The sequence below is a fragment of the Facklamia sp. P13055 genome (assembly GCF_050409445.1).
GTDB lineage: Bacteria > Bacillota > Bacilli > Lactobacillales > Aerococcaceae > Facklamia.
On record NZ_JBNUPL010000005.1, the window covers coordinates 24,651 to 41,603 of the forward strand.

Below are 16,953 nucleotides of genomic sequence, written 5' to 3' on the forward strand. Positions count from 1 at the left end.
GAATAGTTTTTTAAGCTTCCTAAGCCCGCAAAAGAGTTTGCCATTGTCATGGGATTGCTGGTGACCGCCTTAGGGGTCATAGCCCCGGTGTTTATGGTGTTATTAGCCGTAGCAACTGCGGCTCAACTATCGATTTTTGGCTTTATCAAAGCCTCGTTAGCTACTATAGCTCCGATTGCTCTAACAATAGTTGCAATAGTAGGTTTTGTTTTAGTAATCAAGCAGCTTGTGTAATATATGTTTGACAACTCTAGAGCGTTGACGGAAATTCTTCATCGAATCTATTGTATTTATAAATTGGTTGTTTTATGATGTAGTTAATAAACCTTTTGTAGGAGAGAAAATGCCGAACAAGTCTTTTTTATGCAACTATTAAGCGTGAGTTCATTAATAATTTTCTGCATATCAATGTATTTATCTGTCGAAAGAGTCTCTTTTTCAGCCACAATAATAATGTATATTTTGAACAACATTGTTACTCTATCCGATAGAGAGATTCTTAAAGAAGTTAAAAATATTAACAAAAATCCAGATAAAGAAAATGAGAAATTCCAAGAAATATTAAGTACAGAAAACAAGAGGATTTTAACAATTAAAGCTGATTTTATTTTAATAGCTATCATATTTATATACGTGAGTTATTCACATAAACTTAAATTTTTAGAACCTAATATAATATTAATAGATGTAATTTTAAAAAGTATAGTAGTTATGTTAGGACTTTATACAGTTTATTTAAGTGGGAAACTTGATGGCCTCGAAAAAACTGATCAAGATATTGAAAATGAGGAAATTTCTAGAAATATTATCAGAGAATCTTATGGAAATAGTCTTCAACTTCAACGTGATAGAGAAGAATTCTATAAGGAAAAAAGTAAAGAGTTTATAAAAGAAAAAACCTACAAATATAGAAAGGGGCGATGATTTATGATAATAATAGCTCTGCTAAGTACTATTGTATTATGGTTTTCATATTTATCAGTTATTACTTTTTATCGGTTCAAAAGAGATGGCATAGTTTTTGCAAATCTTCTATCATATCTAGTATTTCCTTTAATAATATTACAATTACATATAAAAGTTGCTAACAGATTCAGTAACGCTTGGTCAAAAAAGTTAAAATTTATAGGTCTCTATTTTATAAATTACAAACAAAGTCTGATATTCTTCAGTGAATTATTATTAGAAAATGCTGCGCAGTTAGAAGCGACTGGATATTCACCAATTTTATGTGAGAGCAAGAAAATAAAAAGAAAATCTTCGCCTTTCAAATTAGTTTATGAATGGGTTAAACTACCGAGCTCATCAGAAACTTTTAAAAAAGCTATTTATGCTCATTAAAACCAAGGTAATTATTTAAAAACCTCCCACTCATTCGAGAAGGAGGTTTTTTAATTAGTCGGGGTTTATTTTAAATCTTACGTGGTTTTTTACGTGGGTTGATTACTACTATTTGAAACAAAATAAAATAACCACCTCTAGAAAGCTTATAATATCAAGCTTTTTATCAGTAGTTAATTCCCTTTATTACTGTAAATGGAGACGATCGGTCTCGAACCGACGACCTCTACAATGCCATTGTAGCGCTCTCCCAACTGAGCTACGCCCCCAATATAGAAATACACATATATCTTACGCAATTTTGAAATATAAGTCAATAGTTGAAAAAACATTATCCTAATTGTTTCTAGAAGTAATAGTCGAATATAATTAATCCAATCAAAAGACTTTCTATTATATACGTTAAGTAGTTCTAAATAGAAAAAAGAGCAAGCTTGATTTATCTCAAGCTTGCTCTTTTTTGTAATTAATTTTAAATTATTATTCTGCTTCAGTTTCTTCAGCAGTTTCTTCTTCTGTTTCGTCTTCAGCTTTTTCTGCATCAGCATCTTCATTAGAGGTCATCTCTTCACCTGGTTTTTCAGGGACAACGATTTCGCCATTGATGATTTGTTGTTTGTAGTCTTCAACAGCTTTCTTAACTTCGTCAGTTAAGAATTCAGTTGTAAGGTCTACACCACCATCAGCTAAACCTAAAGTTTGAACGCCACCTTCAAAGCCTTCAGCTTGTGTTTTTTCAGCAAATGCTTTCACTGATTCACCAACTTGTTTCAATGTAGATGTTAATGTTAAGTGACGCTCTTCACCATCAATTTCAATTAAACCTTCAGCGTCTTGGTCTAAGTCTACACCAATTACGTATAATTCTTGAGAAGGATCGTTTGATACACGGTCTTTAGCTTCTGAGAATACACCTTGGCCAGTTCCACCAGCAGCATGATAAATGATGTCTGCGCCACTAGAGTAGATTGAAGCTGCTAGTTGCTTTCCTTTAGGAGCATCTGCAAAGTGACCAGCATACTCGATTGATATTTCGATATCAGGGTTAACTGTTTTAGCACCAGCTACAAAACCAGCTTCGAAACGGTCAATTACTTCAGATTCAACTCCACCGATAAAACCGATGTGGTCTGTCTTAGTAGTCATAGCTGCAGCAACACCTGCTAAGAAAGCTGCTTCGTTGTCTTTAAAGGTAATAGAAGCTACGTTGTCTTTTTCAACAACAGAGTCTACGATAACAAAATGTCCATCTGGGTTTTGTTCAGCTGCTTCATCAATAGCCGGTTGTAACTTATAACCAATACCAAAAATAAGGTTTGATCCACCTTGGATAGCTGCATTGATGTTTGTTACATAATCTGAATCTGACTTAGATTCAAGATAGAAGTAGCCACCAGGGCCTTCTTCTAATTCATTTTCTTCACCGTAAGCTTGTAAACCTTCCCAAGCAGATTGGTTGAATGATTTATCGTCCACTCCACCAACGTCAGTAATGATTACTGGTGAAATTTGTTCTTGAGCAACAACAGTTGCTAAAGGTAATGTAGCTGCACCTAGTGTTAAGGCAGCTGCCGATAGTGTTAATAATTTTTTCATAGAATACCTCCATTTGTTTTAACTATAATATACCTTTATAAGGTCGATAAAGCAAGCGTTTGCTTTCTAAGTTAATCACTCATGATCACATATAAAAGCCTCCAATTCAGGAACAACCCAAACTAGAGGCTAAAAATATTTTTGGAAGACACATTAGTTTTTCAATTGGTATTGAACCGCAATTTCTGCACCTAATTTTGCATTATTATAAACCAATTGGATATTAGTTTCTAATGAGCGTCCTTCAGTCAATTCAACAATTTTTGCTAATAAGAAGGGGGTGGATTCCTTACCATGAACGCCAGCTTCTTTTTCTTCAATTAAAGCTTGATCAATGATAGCATTGATTTCATCGTTAGGGATTTCGTATTCTTTAGGGATTGGGTTTGCAATCAATAAACCAGCTTGTAAATCTAGTTGATCAGCGGCTACCATTCGCTGGGCAATTTCTTCAGCAGAATCTGCCCTACTAGTCAAGCGGTAAGGTGAGGTTGAAGAATAAAAGGCTGGCAGGTAATCGGTTTGATAACCAGTAACCGGAACCCCTTTAGTTTCTAAGTATTCCAAGGTTCTTGGTAAGTCTAAAATAGCTTTAGCTCCCGCACATACCACGGTAACAGGAGTTTGGGCTAACTCTTCAAGGTCAGCAGATACATCCATGTGTTCAGTATATCCACGATGAACCCCACCAATTCCACCGGTTACAAACACTTTAATCCCGGCTAGATGAGCGCCAATCATGGTTGTAGCCACGGTAGTGGCTCCTAATTGCTTATTGGCAATTACTTCGGCTAAGTCTCGTCTGGATACTTTGACCACATCTTTTGCTGTAGCTAAGATTTCCAAGTCTTCTTCTTCTAAGCCAATTTTAAACTGCCCGTTCATGATGGCTATGGTTGCTGGAACAGCTCCGTGGTCACGAATAATTTGTTCCGTTTCTTGTGCCATTTTAACATTTTGTGGATAAGGCATTCCGTGTGAAACGATAGTTGATTCTAAGGCTACAATCGGTTTTTGTTGAATGATTGCTGCTTGAACCTCTTTAGAGATGGATAATAGGGGATGATTCATAGCGTTAGCTGTTTCTTTATTATATGGTTGATTCATAGTTATATTCCTCTTTCTTTAAAATATTTGACAATTTCCAATCAATTGACGTTCTTCTTCAAACAGTTTCGCATTAAGATTTTTTCTAACTGTGGAAGGAGATTGTACAGTGTAATAAGAGTTAGTAATACCATAATGAATGGCTTCACTTGGAGCATATTCTTTTTTGAGCCCGTATATTAATCCCGCTACAAAAGAATCGCCAGCCCCTGTCACATCAACTAATCGAGGGTTATTAGGAGGTTGAAAATATAGAAACTCTTTCTTTTGATTCGAGTATAGCAATGGTTTAGTACCACGAGTGATAATGACATTTTCCACTCCTCGATCAATCCATAGCTCAGCGAGATATATAAAATCATCTTCCGTCTTAACTTTGTGATTAAAGTATTCTTCAGATTCATCCTGATTGACAATTAGCCATGTAATTCCTTTTAAATTCTCTGGCAGATGGTTCATTTTCGGTCCGGAAACTGGAATAACCACCAGAGGTATTTGCTGTTTTTTTGCTATATTCATCACTTGTTCAACGGCAGATTGAGTGAGATTCAGATCCATAGCAATGAATTGACAATTTTCAATTTGTAAATGGAAACTAGTAATCCATTCAGCATTCATTTGATCACAGATTTCCATATCAGCAAAGGCTACTTCCATTTGACCTGTTTCATCGAGAATGGCTGTGTAGGAGGACGTATTGTGATTTTCTAAGGATTTCACATGGTCTAAATTCACAAAGGGCTGAGTAATAGCCTTAATTTCTTCAAAATCAGCATCGATACCTGCTAAAGATAGTAAACTCACTGAGAGTTCCATCCTTCCGAGGTTTTCTGCTACATTTCGTGCAACTCCTCCAACAGTCACTGTTGAGTTAACAGGATTAGAGGTGGATTTGAGTAAAGGTGTTTTTAACTGAAAGATACGGTCAATATTCATAGCTCCGATACAAAAAATATCAGCTGGTTCATTGACAATATAGGCTCTACCTTGCAGGTAGCGCTTTTGCGTAAGTGATGACACAATATTAGCTAGAGTAGATCGATTAATACTCAAAATTTCAGCAAGTTTAGTTTGAGTAAGAAAAGGGTCTTGCTTAATTAAATCCAAAACACGCTTTTCATTTGAGTTGAGTCTGATGATAATACCTCCCACTGACAACAATTGTCCTTATTTAAGATTCTTGTCTTAATTATACCTTTAAATTAATAGAATACAAGTCTTATTTAAACGAAACTTGAGAAGTATATTGACAAGAACTATAATACAATCACTCAATTAAGCGATTAAAGAGAGGGGCTTTATTTTGTTAAACGACCGATATATAATGGCAATCGATCAAGGAACGACATCTACTAGAGCAGTCATAGTGAACCATCAAGGTGAATTTATAGCCAGTGCTCAAAAAGAATTTCAACAATTTTTTCCTCAATCTGGTTGGGTAGAACAAGATGCTAATGAGATTTGGCAATCCGTTCAGTCCGTCATTTCTCAAGCTTTGATTAATGGTAATATTCAACCTAAGCAGATAGTAGCAATTGGAGTCACTAATCAAAGAGAGACGACAGTCATTTGGGACCGTGAAAGCGGAGAGCCTATCTATCACGCGATTGTCTGGCAATCGCGGCAATCAAGCGAAATATGCCAAGCGCTTAAAAAGAGTGGCTATGAAGATATTATTAAGAAAAAGACAGGCTTACCGCTTGACCCTTATTTTTCAGCGAGTAAAATTCGTTGGATTTTAGACCATCTTCCAACTTCTCAAATAAGAGCAGAAGCTGGCGACTTAGCCTTTGGCACAATAGATTCTTGGTTGATGTGGAAATTGTCAGGTGGCAGACACCATATTACGGACTATTCTAATGCTTCGCGTACCCTTTTATTTAATATTGAAACTCTGGAATGGGATCGAGAGCTTTTAGACATATTCAATATACCTGCTCAACTATTACCCCAAGTGGTATCAAATTCTGAAATATACGGAAAAACAGCCACCTATCATTTTTACGGTCACGAAATACCATTAGCTGGTATGGCTGGAGATCAACAAGCAGCATTGATTGGTCAACTCGCCTTTGATAAAGGGCAAGTTAAATCAACTTATGGAACAGGTGCCTTTATATTGATGAACATTGGGAATGAGCTAAAGCTGTCTAAGCATGCGCTATCTACTTCTATCGCTTATAAATTTCCTAACCAATCTCCAGTATACTGTATTGAGGGCTCTATATTCGTAGCGGGTTCAGCTATTCAATGGTTACGAGATGGATTAAGGATGATTGAAGAATCTTCTGAATCTGAGGAACTCGCCCAACATTCAAAAAACGAAGATGAAGTATATGTGGTGCCAGCTTTCACGGGATTAGGAGCTCCTTATTGGGATTCTCAGGCTAGAGGAGCTGTGTTTGGCTTAACTCGTGGCACTGATAAAGCTGACTTCGTTAAAGCGACCTTGCAATCTTTAGCTTATCAAGTGCGCGACATCATTGATGTAATAAAGGATGAAATGGGGGTCGTCATTCCAGAATTAAAAGTCGATGGAGGCGCTTGTAAAAATAATTACTTGATGCAGTTTCAAGCAGATATTTTAAATACGGCAGTAACACGCTTATCCAATCTTGAGTCCACGGCATTGGGGGCTGCTTTTCTAGCAGGCTTAGCAGTAGACTATTGGCAGTCTATTGAAGAAATCCAAAGCTTAGTTAAACCCGCTATAACTTTTAAACCGAAAATGTCAATAAATCGCAGTGAAGATTTATATGAAGGTTGGAGAAGGGCTGTTCAGTCGACGCGACATTTTAGTAACAAGCGGAACTAGTTTAATTTAGCTTTAGAATAAGAAAATAATGAGAAATCAATAAGGATTTAATCATAATTACGATTGTATTTGCTTTAAACCTGGAAGCGTTTTATAATATAGTAAAAGTATTAAGGGGGAACTATAAGTGGTACAAAGCTTACATGAATTTTTATCAGCAGCAATTGCAGAAAAGAAAGAAAAGAATCTCTATAATGAAATCGAAGCCTTATCTTCTGCAAACGGCCCAATCATCGAAATTAACGGACAAGAGCTCATTAATTTATCATCAAACAACTATCTTGGTTTAGCAACTTCCGAACGTTTAAAAGAGGTAGCTAAAAAAACTATTGATAAGTATGGAGTGGGAGCAGGTGCGGTTCGTACGATTAATGGTACGATGGATGTCCACAATATTCTAGAAAAGAAAATTGCAGAATTTAAGAAAACAGAAGCTGCAATAGCTTTTCAATCAGGCTTCAATTGTAATATGGCTGCTATTTCTGCCATCATGAACAAAGAAGACGCTATTCTTTCAGATGCATTAAACCACGCTTCAATCATTGACGGCTGCCGTTTATCACGTGCTAAAATCATTCCAGTGAAACATCAAGACATGGATGATTTACGTGCAAAAGCTAAAGAGGCAACAGAATCAGGCTTATACAAAAAAGTAATGTACATTACAGACGGTGTTTTCTCAATGGATGGCGACGTAGCTAATATTCCAGAAATTGTTGAAATTGCAGAAGAATTCAACTTAATTACTTATGTTGATGATGCGCACGGCTCAGGAGTAATGGGTAAAGGTGCGGGTACAGTTAAGCATTTCGGTCTATCGGATAAGATTGACTTACAAATTGGAACCCTTTCAAAAGCTCTTGGTGTAGTAGGTGGATATGTTGCGGGTTCACAAGAATTAATCGACTGGTTAAAAGTAGCTGGACGTCCATTCCTATTCTCAACTTCATTAACACCGGGGGATGCTGCAGCTGCTACTGAATCGATTAATATCTTAATGGAATCATCAGAATTACACGATCGCCTATGGGAGAATGGTAACTATCTTAAAGCTGAATTAAAAGCATTAGGCTTTGATATTGGCAACTCGGAAACACCAATTACACCAGTTATTTTAGGTGAAGAAAAATTAGCTCAAGCCTTCTCTAAACGGTTAAGAGAAGAAGGAGTCTATGCTAAATCAATTGTCTTTCCTACAGTACCACTCGGAACTGGTCGTGTGAGAAATATGCCAACAGCTGCACATACTAAAGAGATGTTAGACCAAGCAATTACCATCTACGAAAAAGTTGGTAAAGAATTAGGCGTAATCTAGGAGGGAATCATGAAAAAAATCTTAATTACTGGTGCATTAGGCCAAATCGGTTCGGAATTAGTTGTTAAGTTAAATGATATGTATGGTGAAGAAAATGTCGTACCTACAGATATCCGTGTAGTAGAGGGAAATGAAGTCTGTAATCATCCTAACTTCGCTATTTTAGATGTAATGGATATGGACGCATTTATGGCTATTGCTAAAAATCACGAAGTAGACACATTAATTCATATGGCTGCTTTATTATCAGCTGTTGCAGAAGAAAAGCATTTATTAGCATGGGATATTAACATGCAAGGTTTAGTAAATGGATTAGAAGTTGCTCGTTCATTAGAGCTTCAATTTTTTACACCTTCATCTATTGGTGCGTTTGGTCCAGACACACCAAAAGTTGGTACTCCTCAAGATACTATTCAACGCCCAACAACAATGTATGGAATTACTAAGGTAGCAGGTGAGTTACTGTGTGATTATTACTATACTCGCTTTGGTGTGGATACTCGTGGCGTGCGTTTCCCTGGTTTAATATCTTACGTAACACCTCCAGGAGGTGGAACAACTGACTACGCAGTGCAAATCTATTATGATGCGATTAAGTATGGTAAATATGTCTGCAATATTCCTCAAGGTGTAAAAATGGACATGATGTACATGCCAGATGCTATTCAAGCAATCATTGATTTAATGGAAGCTGATGCTGATAAATTGGTTCATCGCAATGCTTTCAATATTTCAGGTATGTCATTCGAGCCTGAAGAAATTGCGGCATCAATCCGTAAAGTCATGCCAGACTTCGAAATGACTTACGATGTGAATCCAACTTTAGAGCGCATTGCGAAATCTTGGCCAGATGAAATGGATATTTCAGCTGCTAAAGAAGAATGGAACTTTAAAGCAGAGTATGATTTAGATAAGATGACAGTGGATATGCTTGAGAAATTAAAAGCTAAACAATAATTTTTGACTTAATAGCGTTGGCTTGTTTGCCAACGCTATTTTTCATTCATAAATAATAATTATGAATAAATTGTGAACAAAATTAGAAGAGTGTTCGTTTGTGGATTAAAAAGTAAACTCCGACAAACACTGATATAAAAGCATCTACAATAGGGATGGGAATAATATTCTTAAAAAAATCATCATTATTTCTAAGCAAATTACTAGCATAAATAGAATATAGGATGTATGATGAAGACATACTAGAAGAACAAAGGAGCGATTTTATAATGAAAAAATCTTTTAAAAAATTAGTTTTAATTTCAATGAGCGCTATCACCTTAGGAGCTATAGCTCCAACTGTATCTATCTTTGCTCAAGAAGATAGTGAAACAACTGTGGACTCAATGATTGAAGATTCTATGGAAGAAACAACAGTTGAAGAAGATGAAGAAGAAGTAAGTCCAATGCAGAAAGCTTTGGAAGAAATCGTTAAAAAGTATCAAGAAGATTATCCAGAAGTTGGAATTAATCGTATTATCATCCAACCTTTAGAAGAAGATGAAGAAGATGATCTATCTGTCAAAGTCGAGTCAGAAATGGGAATGGCTGATGACGAATCTGAAGAAGAAATGACCCAAGATGAAATGTCAGATGAAGAAATGACTGAAGACGAAATGGATGAGGTAGATCCATTTGAAATTACGATTGAAGGTACAGATGAAGAAGCAATGGAAGATGTAACTGTTTCTTATGATGCTCGTACGAAAGAAGAAATCCCTGAAGACGAAAACGAAGTTGAAGATAGGATGTCTGAAGCTGAAGATACTATGGATGACATGATGTCAGATGCAGAAGATGCAATGGATGACATGATGTCAGATGCAGAAGATGCAATGGATGATATGATGTCAGACAATGAAGAAAGCGAATCTGATACTGAAGAGGAAATGTCTGATGAGCCTTTAGCTACTATTGATTTTGAAGATCTTGCTGGTTTTGACGAAATTAAAGAAGCCGCTGAAGAAGAAGCTGGCATGGGTGAAGCATTAGAATTTGTTTATTCAGTTAATGAAGAAACAGATGTCACTGAAGTGGCCGTATTTGTTTATGAAAACACTGAAGAACCAACCGAAGGAAAAATGATGACCATTACTTTAGATGCTACAACTTTAGAAGTTCTAAAAGTTGAAGGCAGTGAAGTTGAAGAAGCGGTAGATAGTGAAGGGAATGCAGTAACTAGTCCCCAAGAGTCAAACAATGGTGGTCAAGATGCTCCTTCTAACGAAGAAACAACTACAGAGGAATCTGAAGGACATGAAGAAACAACTACAGAGGAATCTGAAGGACATGAAGAAACAACTACAGAAGAATCTGATGAAAATGAAGATTCAGATACAACAGAAGAAAATGAAGAAACAACTTCTGAACAATAATTTTATATGAATAGACGTAAAAAAAAGTCCGAGCAATTTGCTCGGATTTTTTTAAAGATTGGATAGTAAATTACAAAGGTCCTTTTTAAATTGGATTGCTTTAAGATAGGGATGATTATTCCTACCAGGTTTGTTATGGACATTAAAGTAAATAGCTTGCCAACCACTATTTAAAGATCCTTCGATGTCATTGGTCCAATCAACTCCACTATAAATAATTTCATCTTTTGCGCAAGCAAGTGAGTTAGTAATTTTATTGAAAATTTCAACATCAGCTTTCGAATAAGCTAAGTTTTCCGATATGAAATTTTGATCCTCATCAAAGTATTGCCTTAAGCCGAGCACTTCAATTTTACTCCTTTGACCAGCATTGGCTCCTTTAGTCAGTATAAAGAGTTCTACAGAACTTTCTTTAAGGTGGAGCAAGCATTCATGAAAATTTGGACGAAGCGTTAGATATTTTTTGCAATCCTTGTATAGATCAAGAAAACTATGAGCTGGATCTAAGTGAATTTCATGCTCGAAAGTGCTAAAAGCATCAATAGTCCGCTGCAATTGATAATGAAGTTTACTACAGTTATCGGCAATAAAGGATTGGTAAAGATTTTTCGAATAATGCTGGTAGACAGGATTAAAAGAATCAAAGGGGATGTTATAAGGGTTGTCTGATTGAAAGGCTTCATATACCTACTGATAAATGGCACTTCGATCATAGAGTGTATCATCTAAGTCAAAACCTATTGCTTTAATCAATTTTAAACTCCTATATAAACTTATCTATCTCATCACAGCATAGTTATTAGCAAAATTATTCTATAATTTTCAAAAACAAGTATAATATGTAGTAAGAGGAGTGATGGTATGAGTAAATACTATAAAGCAAAGCAAATTATATTAGATAGTTCAGTAGTTGAGGAAGCCTTTCTTGAAGTAACAGATGAGGGTAAGTTTGGCGAAATTGTGAGTGATTTGCCAGCAAATGTTGAGCGAATAAAAGATTATGAGAATCTGATAATTGCTCCTGGTTTAGTGGATACACATATCCACGGCTATCAAGGTTACGATATTATGGATAATGATCCTGAAGGTCTGCGCCATATTTCTGACCAATTATTGACTTGCGGAGTGACCTCCTTTTTGCCAACAACTTTAACCGATTCGATTGAGCGTTTAAATGCAGTATGTTCGATGATCAAAACAAATTATCAAACCTGTCAGGGAGCTAAAGTCCGAGGAATCTTTTTAGAAGGACCTTTCTTTACAGAAAAATATAAAGGGGCACAAAATCCCAAATACATGAGTGATCCCTCGATTGATGCATTAAGTGAATGGATAAAATTGTCAGGGGGTTTAGTCAATAAAATTGCAATTGCACCAGAACGTCAAGGAGTCATTCCATTTATTGAATATGCCAAAGCCCAAGGAGTCCATACTGCACTTGCCCATTCAGATGCTAGTTATGATCAAGCAAAAGCTGCAGTAGAGGCAGGTGCTGATATTTTTATTCATTTATACAATGGTATGTCAGGTTTGCACCATCGCAATCCTGGTATGGTTGGCGCGGCACTTAGCTTGAAAGATGTTTTTGCTGAAATCATAGCCGACGGCCACCATGTTCACCCAGCTGCTATTGAAATTGCACTTAAAGCTAGAGGACTAGAAGAGACAGTTTTAATTACTGATTGTATGCGAGCCGGTGGCATGGGAGAAGGCATCTCCCGTTTAGGTGAGTTTGATGTAATGGTAAGCGAAGGAACAGCGCGATTAGTTGAAGGAGGAAGCCTCGCGGGCTCTATTCTAGAACTGATACAAGGCGTTCAAAACATGATTAAATGGGAACTAGCAACAGTCGACCAAGCAATTCGGATGGCGAGTCTAAATCCAGCGCGTTCTGTCGGAATTCAAGCTGAATGTGGCTCAATAAGAAAAGATATAGCAGCTGATTTTATTGTTCTTAATCAAAATGCTGACTTACAAGCAACCTACTTAGATGGCCAATTAAGATATCGAGTATAGAATAATCCCCAAGAAACCCCTCTTGGGGATTTTATTTTACTTTATTTTTTATCATTTTCTGGCATGAAGGTTAATTGATAGCGATCATTGAAAAAAGTACGAATAGCTAAATGAGCGGAAGTTGCTGAGACCAGTGAAGTGGTACCTAATAAAGTAAAGGAGATCATCATTTGATACATAATTGCCTTGGTTGGATCGACACCGGCAAAAATTAAACCCGACATCATACCCGGCAAGGTGACAACTCCTGTAGTTTTCACGCTATCGATGGTTGGCTGAATACCAGATTTAACGGCCAGTTTTTTAATATGCGTGCTAGCTTGCTGTGGACTTGCTCCTAAGGCTAGCATTTCTAGAAATGCCTGTCTATGATCTTCAAAAAGCTGTTTCAAATTTCTATAGGTTAAACCGAGAGCCGTCATGGCCGTCCCAGAAATCATCCCTGTGATTGGAACCACTTGGGAAGGGGTAAATTTTAGAGAACCAGATAAGACTAATATTGCTAAACTAGTGAGTGATCCAATTCCGATTGCTGATAAAGAAATGGCGAAGGCTTTATTTATTCCTTTACCGTGCTTAGAAGCATTCCAAGCGGCATTGAAAATAATAACCGCAACCATGGCTACAGTAAGCAAAGCGTTATCGATAGAGAAGACTTGTTCTAAGACATAGCCTACAATTAATAATTGTAAAATAACTCTTACTATGGCAATCAATAAATCTTTCCAAAGGTCCAGTTGTTCTTTATATGAAATATAAAAGGTTATTAAAACAAGGGAAAAAGAAAGGGCTAAAGTAAGCGGACTAACTTGAAGATTCTGAGTCATTATTCTTCCTCGCTTTCATCGATATTTTTCGATATATAAACTTCGCGATTAGCAAGCTGGTGGTCCTTGTCTAAATGACTAATTAAAAGAGTAGTAATTCCTTCTTTGTCAATATAGTTGAGTAGCCAACGCCATAGTATTTCTCTGGTTCTTTGATCAAGAGCAGAGGTAATTTCATCTAATAATAAAATTTCCGGCGGAAAAATTAAATTTCGAATAAGAGCAACCCGTTGTTTTTCTCCTCCAGATAAACTATTAATTTCTTTGCTTAAATAATCGCTTGAAAGTTCTACTTCTTGCAATAATTGAACAATACGATCTTTATCAGCGGGTAAATCGCGAATTTCATAAGGGAAGGACAAATTATCCCATACATCTCGACCAAACAATTGAGCTGTTTGGAAGCAGTAGGAAATTTTTTGTCTCAGTTCAATGGGTGGATACTGGTCAATTTCTTTCTCTTCAAAAAAAATAGATCCTGATCGGCTTAGGTTAGGGGCATTTAAGTAAACAATTTCTTTTAAGAGGGTTGATTTTCCTGATCCAGAAGGGCCATTGATAGAAACAAAATCCCCTTTTTCAATCTTAAAAGACAAGTCAGAAATAATTGTTTTCTTTGAACTTTGAATAGTAAGATCTTTGACTGCAAGAATATTTGACATAATATACTCCTTTTTAGAATCATTATCATTTATTTTAACATGAGGGTGACTCTTATTAAAGCTAACTAGAAAAAAGTTGAAGCCTTTGGCTTTAATTGCCTAAGGCTTCAACTTTAGGAGTCTGTTGATTAGAAAGAGCTAAATCAATTAACTCATCAGTCAACCAATCGTTTTTAACTAATAAGGGACCGTGAAAATAACTGCCAAAAGTATTGCGGTAATGGGTCCCTTCAGTTTGGTCTTTACCATTATTCCCATATCCTTGAATGACTTTTCCGAAAGCTTTTTGATTTTTTCCTAAATGAGTCACACCATTGTGGTTCTCGAACCCGATGAGTTCGCGCTTAAAATAGTCAGAATAGATTTTGGTATCACCGGTAAAGCGGTGGTTAATTTGTCTTTCAGTAAAATGGTCAAGAATACCAAGTCCCGGTAATTTTTCTCCTTTAGCATTAACATAATAATGACCTAAGAGTTGATAACCACCACAAATTGCTAGAACGACACCATCTTTTTCAATGAATTCTTGCAAACCAGGTCGGATGGATTGGATCTGTTTAGCAATTACCTTTTGCTCGTAATCTTGTCCACCACCAAAAAAGACTAAATCATAGGCAGTAGGATCAAAAGGGTCATCAATTGTTACCACTTCAGTTAATACATCCATCCCTCTTTTTTGGGCATGGTATTGAAGCATCAGTAAATTTCCATTATCACCATATGTATTAAGTAAATTACCATATAAGTGACAAATTCTAAAAGTTCTCATTCACTTCTTCCTCTCAATGATTTAGATAGCCCTGCTTTTTTAGTTCTTCTCTTAATTGAAGCATGGCAGTATAAGTTGCTAAAACATGAATGTTTTCTGTGTTGGCTTGCTCAATCAGCTGGAAAATTTCTTCTATTGAGTGAGCTTTTTTAATTTGATTTTCATCAATTCCCGCAACAATAATTCGCTTGGTCAAATCATCTACTTTATCACCAGCGGTGATGATTTCAGCGACTGGCATGGTCTTTAATCGTTCATAATTACCGTCCCAAATCCATGAAACATCTGTCCCATCAGCATATTGATTATTTAGAATATTGACTAAAGTGAAGGGTTGATGATCAAAAGTAATCAGTTCTAGTACTTGATCTAAACCAACCGGATTTTTCACCAAATTAAGTAGAACCTTTTTGTCTTTTATTTGAATACTTTCTTGTCGACCAAATACTTTCTTAGCTTTTTCAAAAGCTTGTCGAATCTCACTATCATCTAACCCTAACTCTCTAGTCAATGAATAAGCGGCTAAAGCATTATAAATATTATACTTACCAGCAACTGGTAAAGTGAAGGACTGGCCATTAATCGAAAATTGGGAGTGGGTAAGCGCCAGCTCATTAATTTGATCGACGGTATAAGTTAATTTGGGACGTTTAAAACCACAATGTTCGCAATAATATTTACCTAAATTAGCATAAGTAATCATTTTATAGGTTAGGATATGATCGCATATTGGGCAAAGTAAACCATCGGTATTATGATGCGGAACAATCCGTTCATCCTTTTGATGATCAAAACCAAAGAAAATTTTCTCATTTTCTATTTCTAATGAATTAAACATTGGTAGATCGCCGTTGGCAATAATTTTGGCTGTAGGCACACTTTTAGCAGCATTTTTTAATAAATCAAAAATAGTATGAAGCTCACCAAAACGATCCAACTGGTCGCGGAAAATATTTGTAAAAACAAAATACTCCGGTTGGATGGCTTTAACCACATGGCTTAAAGAGCCTTCATCGACTTCTAAAATGGCTATTCCTTTTTGGCCATCTTTTAAGCGAGGGGCTTGTAAAAACGTAGTTACTATTCCTTGATGCATATTTGATCCGGAGGGATTGGTAATGACTAAGGGCTCTACTTCTTTTAAAATTTCAACAATTAAAGAGGTTGTTAGCGTTTTTCCGTTTGTGCCAGTAACAACCACAACTTGATAATTGTTGGCTAATTCTTTTAAGAGATCGGGTTCTATAGTAAGGGCAATTTTTCCAGGTAAGGAGGACCCTCCTTGAGTGAATTTAGTTAATAAATAACGGCTTGTCTTTCCAATAATACGAGCGATTTGGCTACGTAATGGCATGCTACCACCTCAACTTTTCATAATATACAAGTAATATTATTCTATCAGTCCTCAAGTAAATTTGGAAGAAAGAATCTCTTTTGACAAGTGATAGGATGTGATAGAATAGAATAGTGTGTGAAGGATTGACTTTCTAAATAAAAATAACCTATTATGAATAGGTTGAATTAAACTACAGACAAGAGGAGCATGGTAATGGCTAAGTTTTATTTTAAATATGGAGCAATGAATTCAGGTAAATCAATAGAAATTATTAAAGTTGCTCATAACTATGAAGAACAAAACAAAGCTGTGCAAATCTATACTTCAGCAATAGATAACCGTGAGGGGGTAGGGATTGTTTCTTCACGAACAGGTTTCAATCGACAAGCTATTCCGATTTCTGATGAGGATAACTTTTATGAAAAGATTAAGGCTTCTCACCAAAAAGACCGCCTTTTTTGTGTCTTGGTTGATGAGGCACAATTCTTAAAGAAACACCATATCATTGAATTAGCTAAGGTTGTCGATGAGTTAAATATTCCGGTCATGGCCTTTGGTTTGAAAAATGATTTTACCAATGAACTATTTGAAGGGTCAAAATATTTGCTCCTTTATGCTGATAAAATCGAAGAAATTAAAACAATTTGTTGGTTCTGTCATAAAAAAGCCACTATGAATTTAAGGTTTCTTGATGGTCAACCAGTTTATGAAGGAGACCAAATTCAAATAGGGGGCAATGAAGCTTATTTACCTGTTTGTCGTAAATGTTATAAAAACCCTGGAAAAATTTAAAAAAA

Annotated in this window: 16 protein-coding genes and 1 tRNA gene; 8 read left to right on the forward strand and 9 right to left on the reverse strand. The window is 36.1% G+C overall.

The features are described 5' to 3' along the window. Positions 1-462 precede the first annotated feature (462 nt). Together ACQV2O_RS03100 and ACQV2O_RS03105 are read left to right on the forward strand one after the other, a co-directional pair. Positions 463-924 carry a hypothetical protein gene (locus ACQV2O_RS03100; protein ID WP_428874960.1) on the forward strand — a complete coding sequence of 154 codons (462 nt, stop codon included), beginning with the start codon at positions 463-465 and terminating at the stop codon, positions 922-924. A 3-nt stretch (positions 925-927) separates the two neighbouring features. Further along, positions 928-1,341, forward strand: a complete 414-nt coding sequence (locus ACQV2O_RS03105) for a hypothetical protein (RefSeq protein WP_428874961.1) — start codon at positions 928-930, stop codon at positions 1,339-1,341. Positions 1,342-1,537: 196 nt separating this feature from the next. Here the strand turns inward: ACQV2O_RS03105 and ACQV2O_RS03110 are convergent. The 4 genes from ACQV2O_RS03110 to ACQV2O_RS03125 form a co-directional block, all read right to left on the reverse strand. Beyond that, positions 1,538-1,610 (reverse strand) — tRNA-Ala (locus ACQV2O_RS03110). A gap of 211 nt (positions 1,611-1,821) precedes the next feature. Next, positions 1,822-2,937 carry a BMP family lipoprotein gene (locus ACQV2O_RS03115; protein ID WP_428873840.1) on the reverse strand — a complete coding sequence of 372 codons (1,116 nt, stop codon included), beginning with the start codon at positions 2,935-2,937 and terminating at the stop codon, positions 1,822-1,824. 153 nt (positions 2,938-3,090) lie between these two features. Continuing rightward, positions 3,091-4,008, reverse strand: coding sequence for a pseudouridine-5'-phosphate glycosidase (locus tag ACQV2O_RS03120; RefSeq protein ID WP_428873895.1), 918 nt, complete (start codon positions 4,006-4,008; stop codon positions 3,091-3,093). A 54-nt stretch (positions 4,009-4,062) separates the two neighbouring features. After that, a complete protein-coding gene (locus ACQV2O_RS03125) occupies positions 4,063-5,196 on the reverse strand; it encodes a PfkB family carbohydrate kinase (protein ID WP_428873841.1) in 1,134 nt (377 codons plus the stop codon). Positions 5,197-5,347: 151 nt separating this feature from the next. On the opposite strand from ACQV2O_RS03125, the gene glpK reads away from it, so the two are divergent. The 4 genes from glpK (at position 5,348) to ACQV2O_RS03145 (ending at position 10,546) form a co-directional block, all read left to right on the forward strand. Then, positions 5,348-6,859 carry a glycerol kinase GlpK gene (glpK, locus tag ACQV2O_RS03130; protein WP_428873842.1) on the forward strand — a complete coding sequence of 504 codons (1,512 nt, stop codon included), beginning with the start codon at positions 5,348-5,350 and terminating at the stop codon, positions 6,857-6,859. Between the two features lie 127 nt (positions 6,860-6,986). Beyond that, positions 6,987-8,174 carry a glycine C-acetyltransferase gene (locus tag ACQV2O_RS03135; RefSeq protein ID WP_428873843.1) on the forward strand — a complete coding sequence of 396 codons (1,188 nt, stop codon included), beginning with the start codon at positions 6,987-6,989 and terminating at the stop codon, positions 8,172-8,174. A 9-nt stretch (positions 8,175-8,183) separates the two neighbouring features. Next, positions 8,184-9,131, forward strand: coding sequence for an L-threonine 3-dehydrogenase (locus tag ACQV2O_RS03140; protein ID WP_428873844.1), 948 nt, complete (start codon positions 8,184-8,186; stop codon positions 9,129-9,131). Positions 9,132-9,400: 269 nt separating this feature from the next. Further along, positions 9,401-10,546 (forward strand): hypothetical protein, encoded by a 1,146-nt coding sequence (locus tag ACQV2O_RS03145; protein WP_428874962.1) that lies wholly within the window; start codon positions 9,401-9,403, stop codon positions 10,544-10,546. A 51-nt stretch (positions 10,547-10,597) separates the two neighbouring features. Here ACQV2O_RS03145 and ACQV2O_RS03150 read toward each other — a convergent pair whose 3' ends face one another. Continuing rightward, the gene (locus tag ACQV2O_RS03150) at positions 10,598-11,101 is read right to left on the reverse strand and encodes an HAD hydrolase-like protein (protein WP_428874963.1); all 504 of its coding nucleotides are present in this window, start codon (positions 11,099-11,101) and stop codon (positions 10,598-10,600) included. 306 nt (positions 11,102-11,407) lie between these two features. Here ACQV2O_RS03150 and nagA point away from each other — a divergent pair, with 306 nt between their 5' ends. Then, positions 11,408-12,562 (forward strand): N-acetylglucosamine-6-phosphate deacetylase, encoded by a 1,155-nt coding sequence (nagA, locus tag ACQV2O_RS03155; RefSeq protein WP_428873847.1) that lies wholly within the window; start codon positions 11,408-11,410, stop codon positions 12,560-12,562. Between the two features lie 41 nt (positions 12,563-12,603). Here nagA and ACQV2O_RS03160 read toward each other — a convergent pair whose 3' ends face one another. The 4 genes from ACQV2O_RS03160 to ACQV2O_RS03175 all read right to left on the reverse strand — a co-directional run bounded on the left by ACQV2O_RS03160 (position 12,604) and on the right by ACQV2O_RS03175 (position 16,174). Beyond that, positions 12,604-13,389 (reverse strand): ABC transporter permease, encoded by a 786-nt coding sequence (locus tag ACQV2O_RS03160; protein WP_428873848.1) that lies wholly within the window; start codon positions 13,387-13,389, stop codon positions 12,604-12,606. Then, positions 13,389-14,051 carry an ABC transporter ATP-binding protein gene (locus tag ACQV2O_RS03165; protein WP_428874964.1) on the reverse strand — a complete coding sequence of 221 codons (663 nt, stop codon included), beginning with the start codon at positions 14,049-14,051 and terminating at the stop codon, positions 13,389-13,391. Before ACQV2O_RS03165 ends, ACQV2O_RS03160 begins: the two co-directional genes overlap by 1 nt. Positions 14,052-14,142: 91 nt before the next feature. Then, positions 14,143-14,820, reverse strand: coding sequence for a type 1 glutamine amidotransferase (locus ACQV2O_RS03170; RefSeq protein WP_428874965.1), 678 nt, complete (start codon positions 14,818-14,820; stop codon positions 14,143-14,145). A gap of 13 nt (positions 14,821-14,833) precedes the next feature. Next, positions 14,834-16,174 carry a MurT ligase domain-containing protein gene (locus ACQV2O_RS03175; RefSeq protein ID WP_428874966.1) on the reverse strand — a complete coding sequence of 447 codons (1,341 nt, stop codon included), beginning with the start codon at positions 16,172-16,174 and terminating at the stop codon, positions 14,834-14,836. 195 nt (positions 16,175-16,369) lie between these two features. Here ACQV2O_RS03175 and ACQV2O_RS03180 point away from each other — a divergent pair, with 195 nt between their 5' ends. Continuing rightward, positions 16,370-16,948: a thymidine kinase gene (locus tag ACQV2O_RS03180; RefSeq protein WP_428874967.1), complete on the forward strand. Its 579-nt coding sequence runs from the start codon at positions 16,370-16,372 to the stop codon at positions 16,946-16,948. Positions 16,949-16,953: the final 5 nt, after the last annotated feature.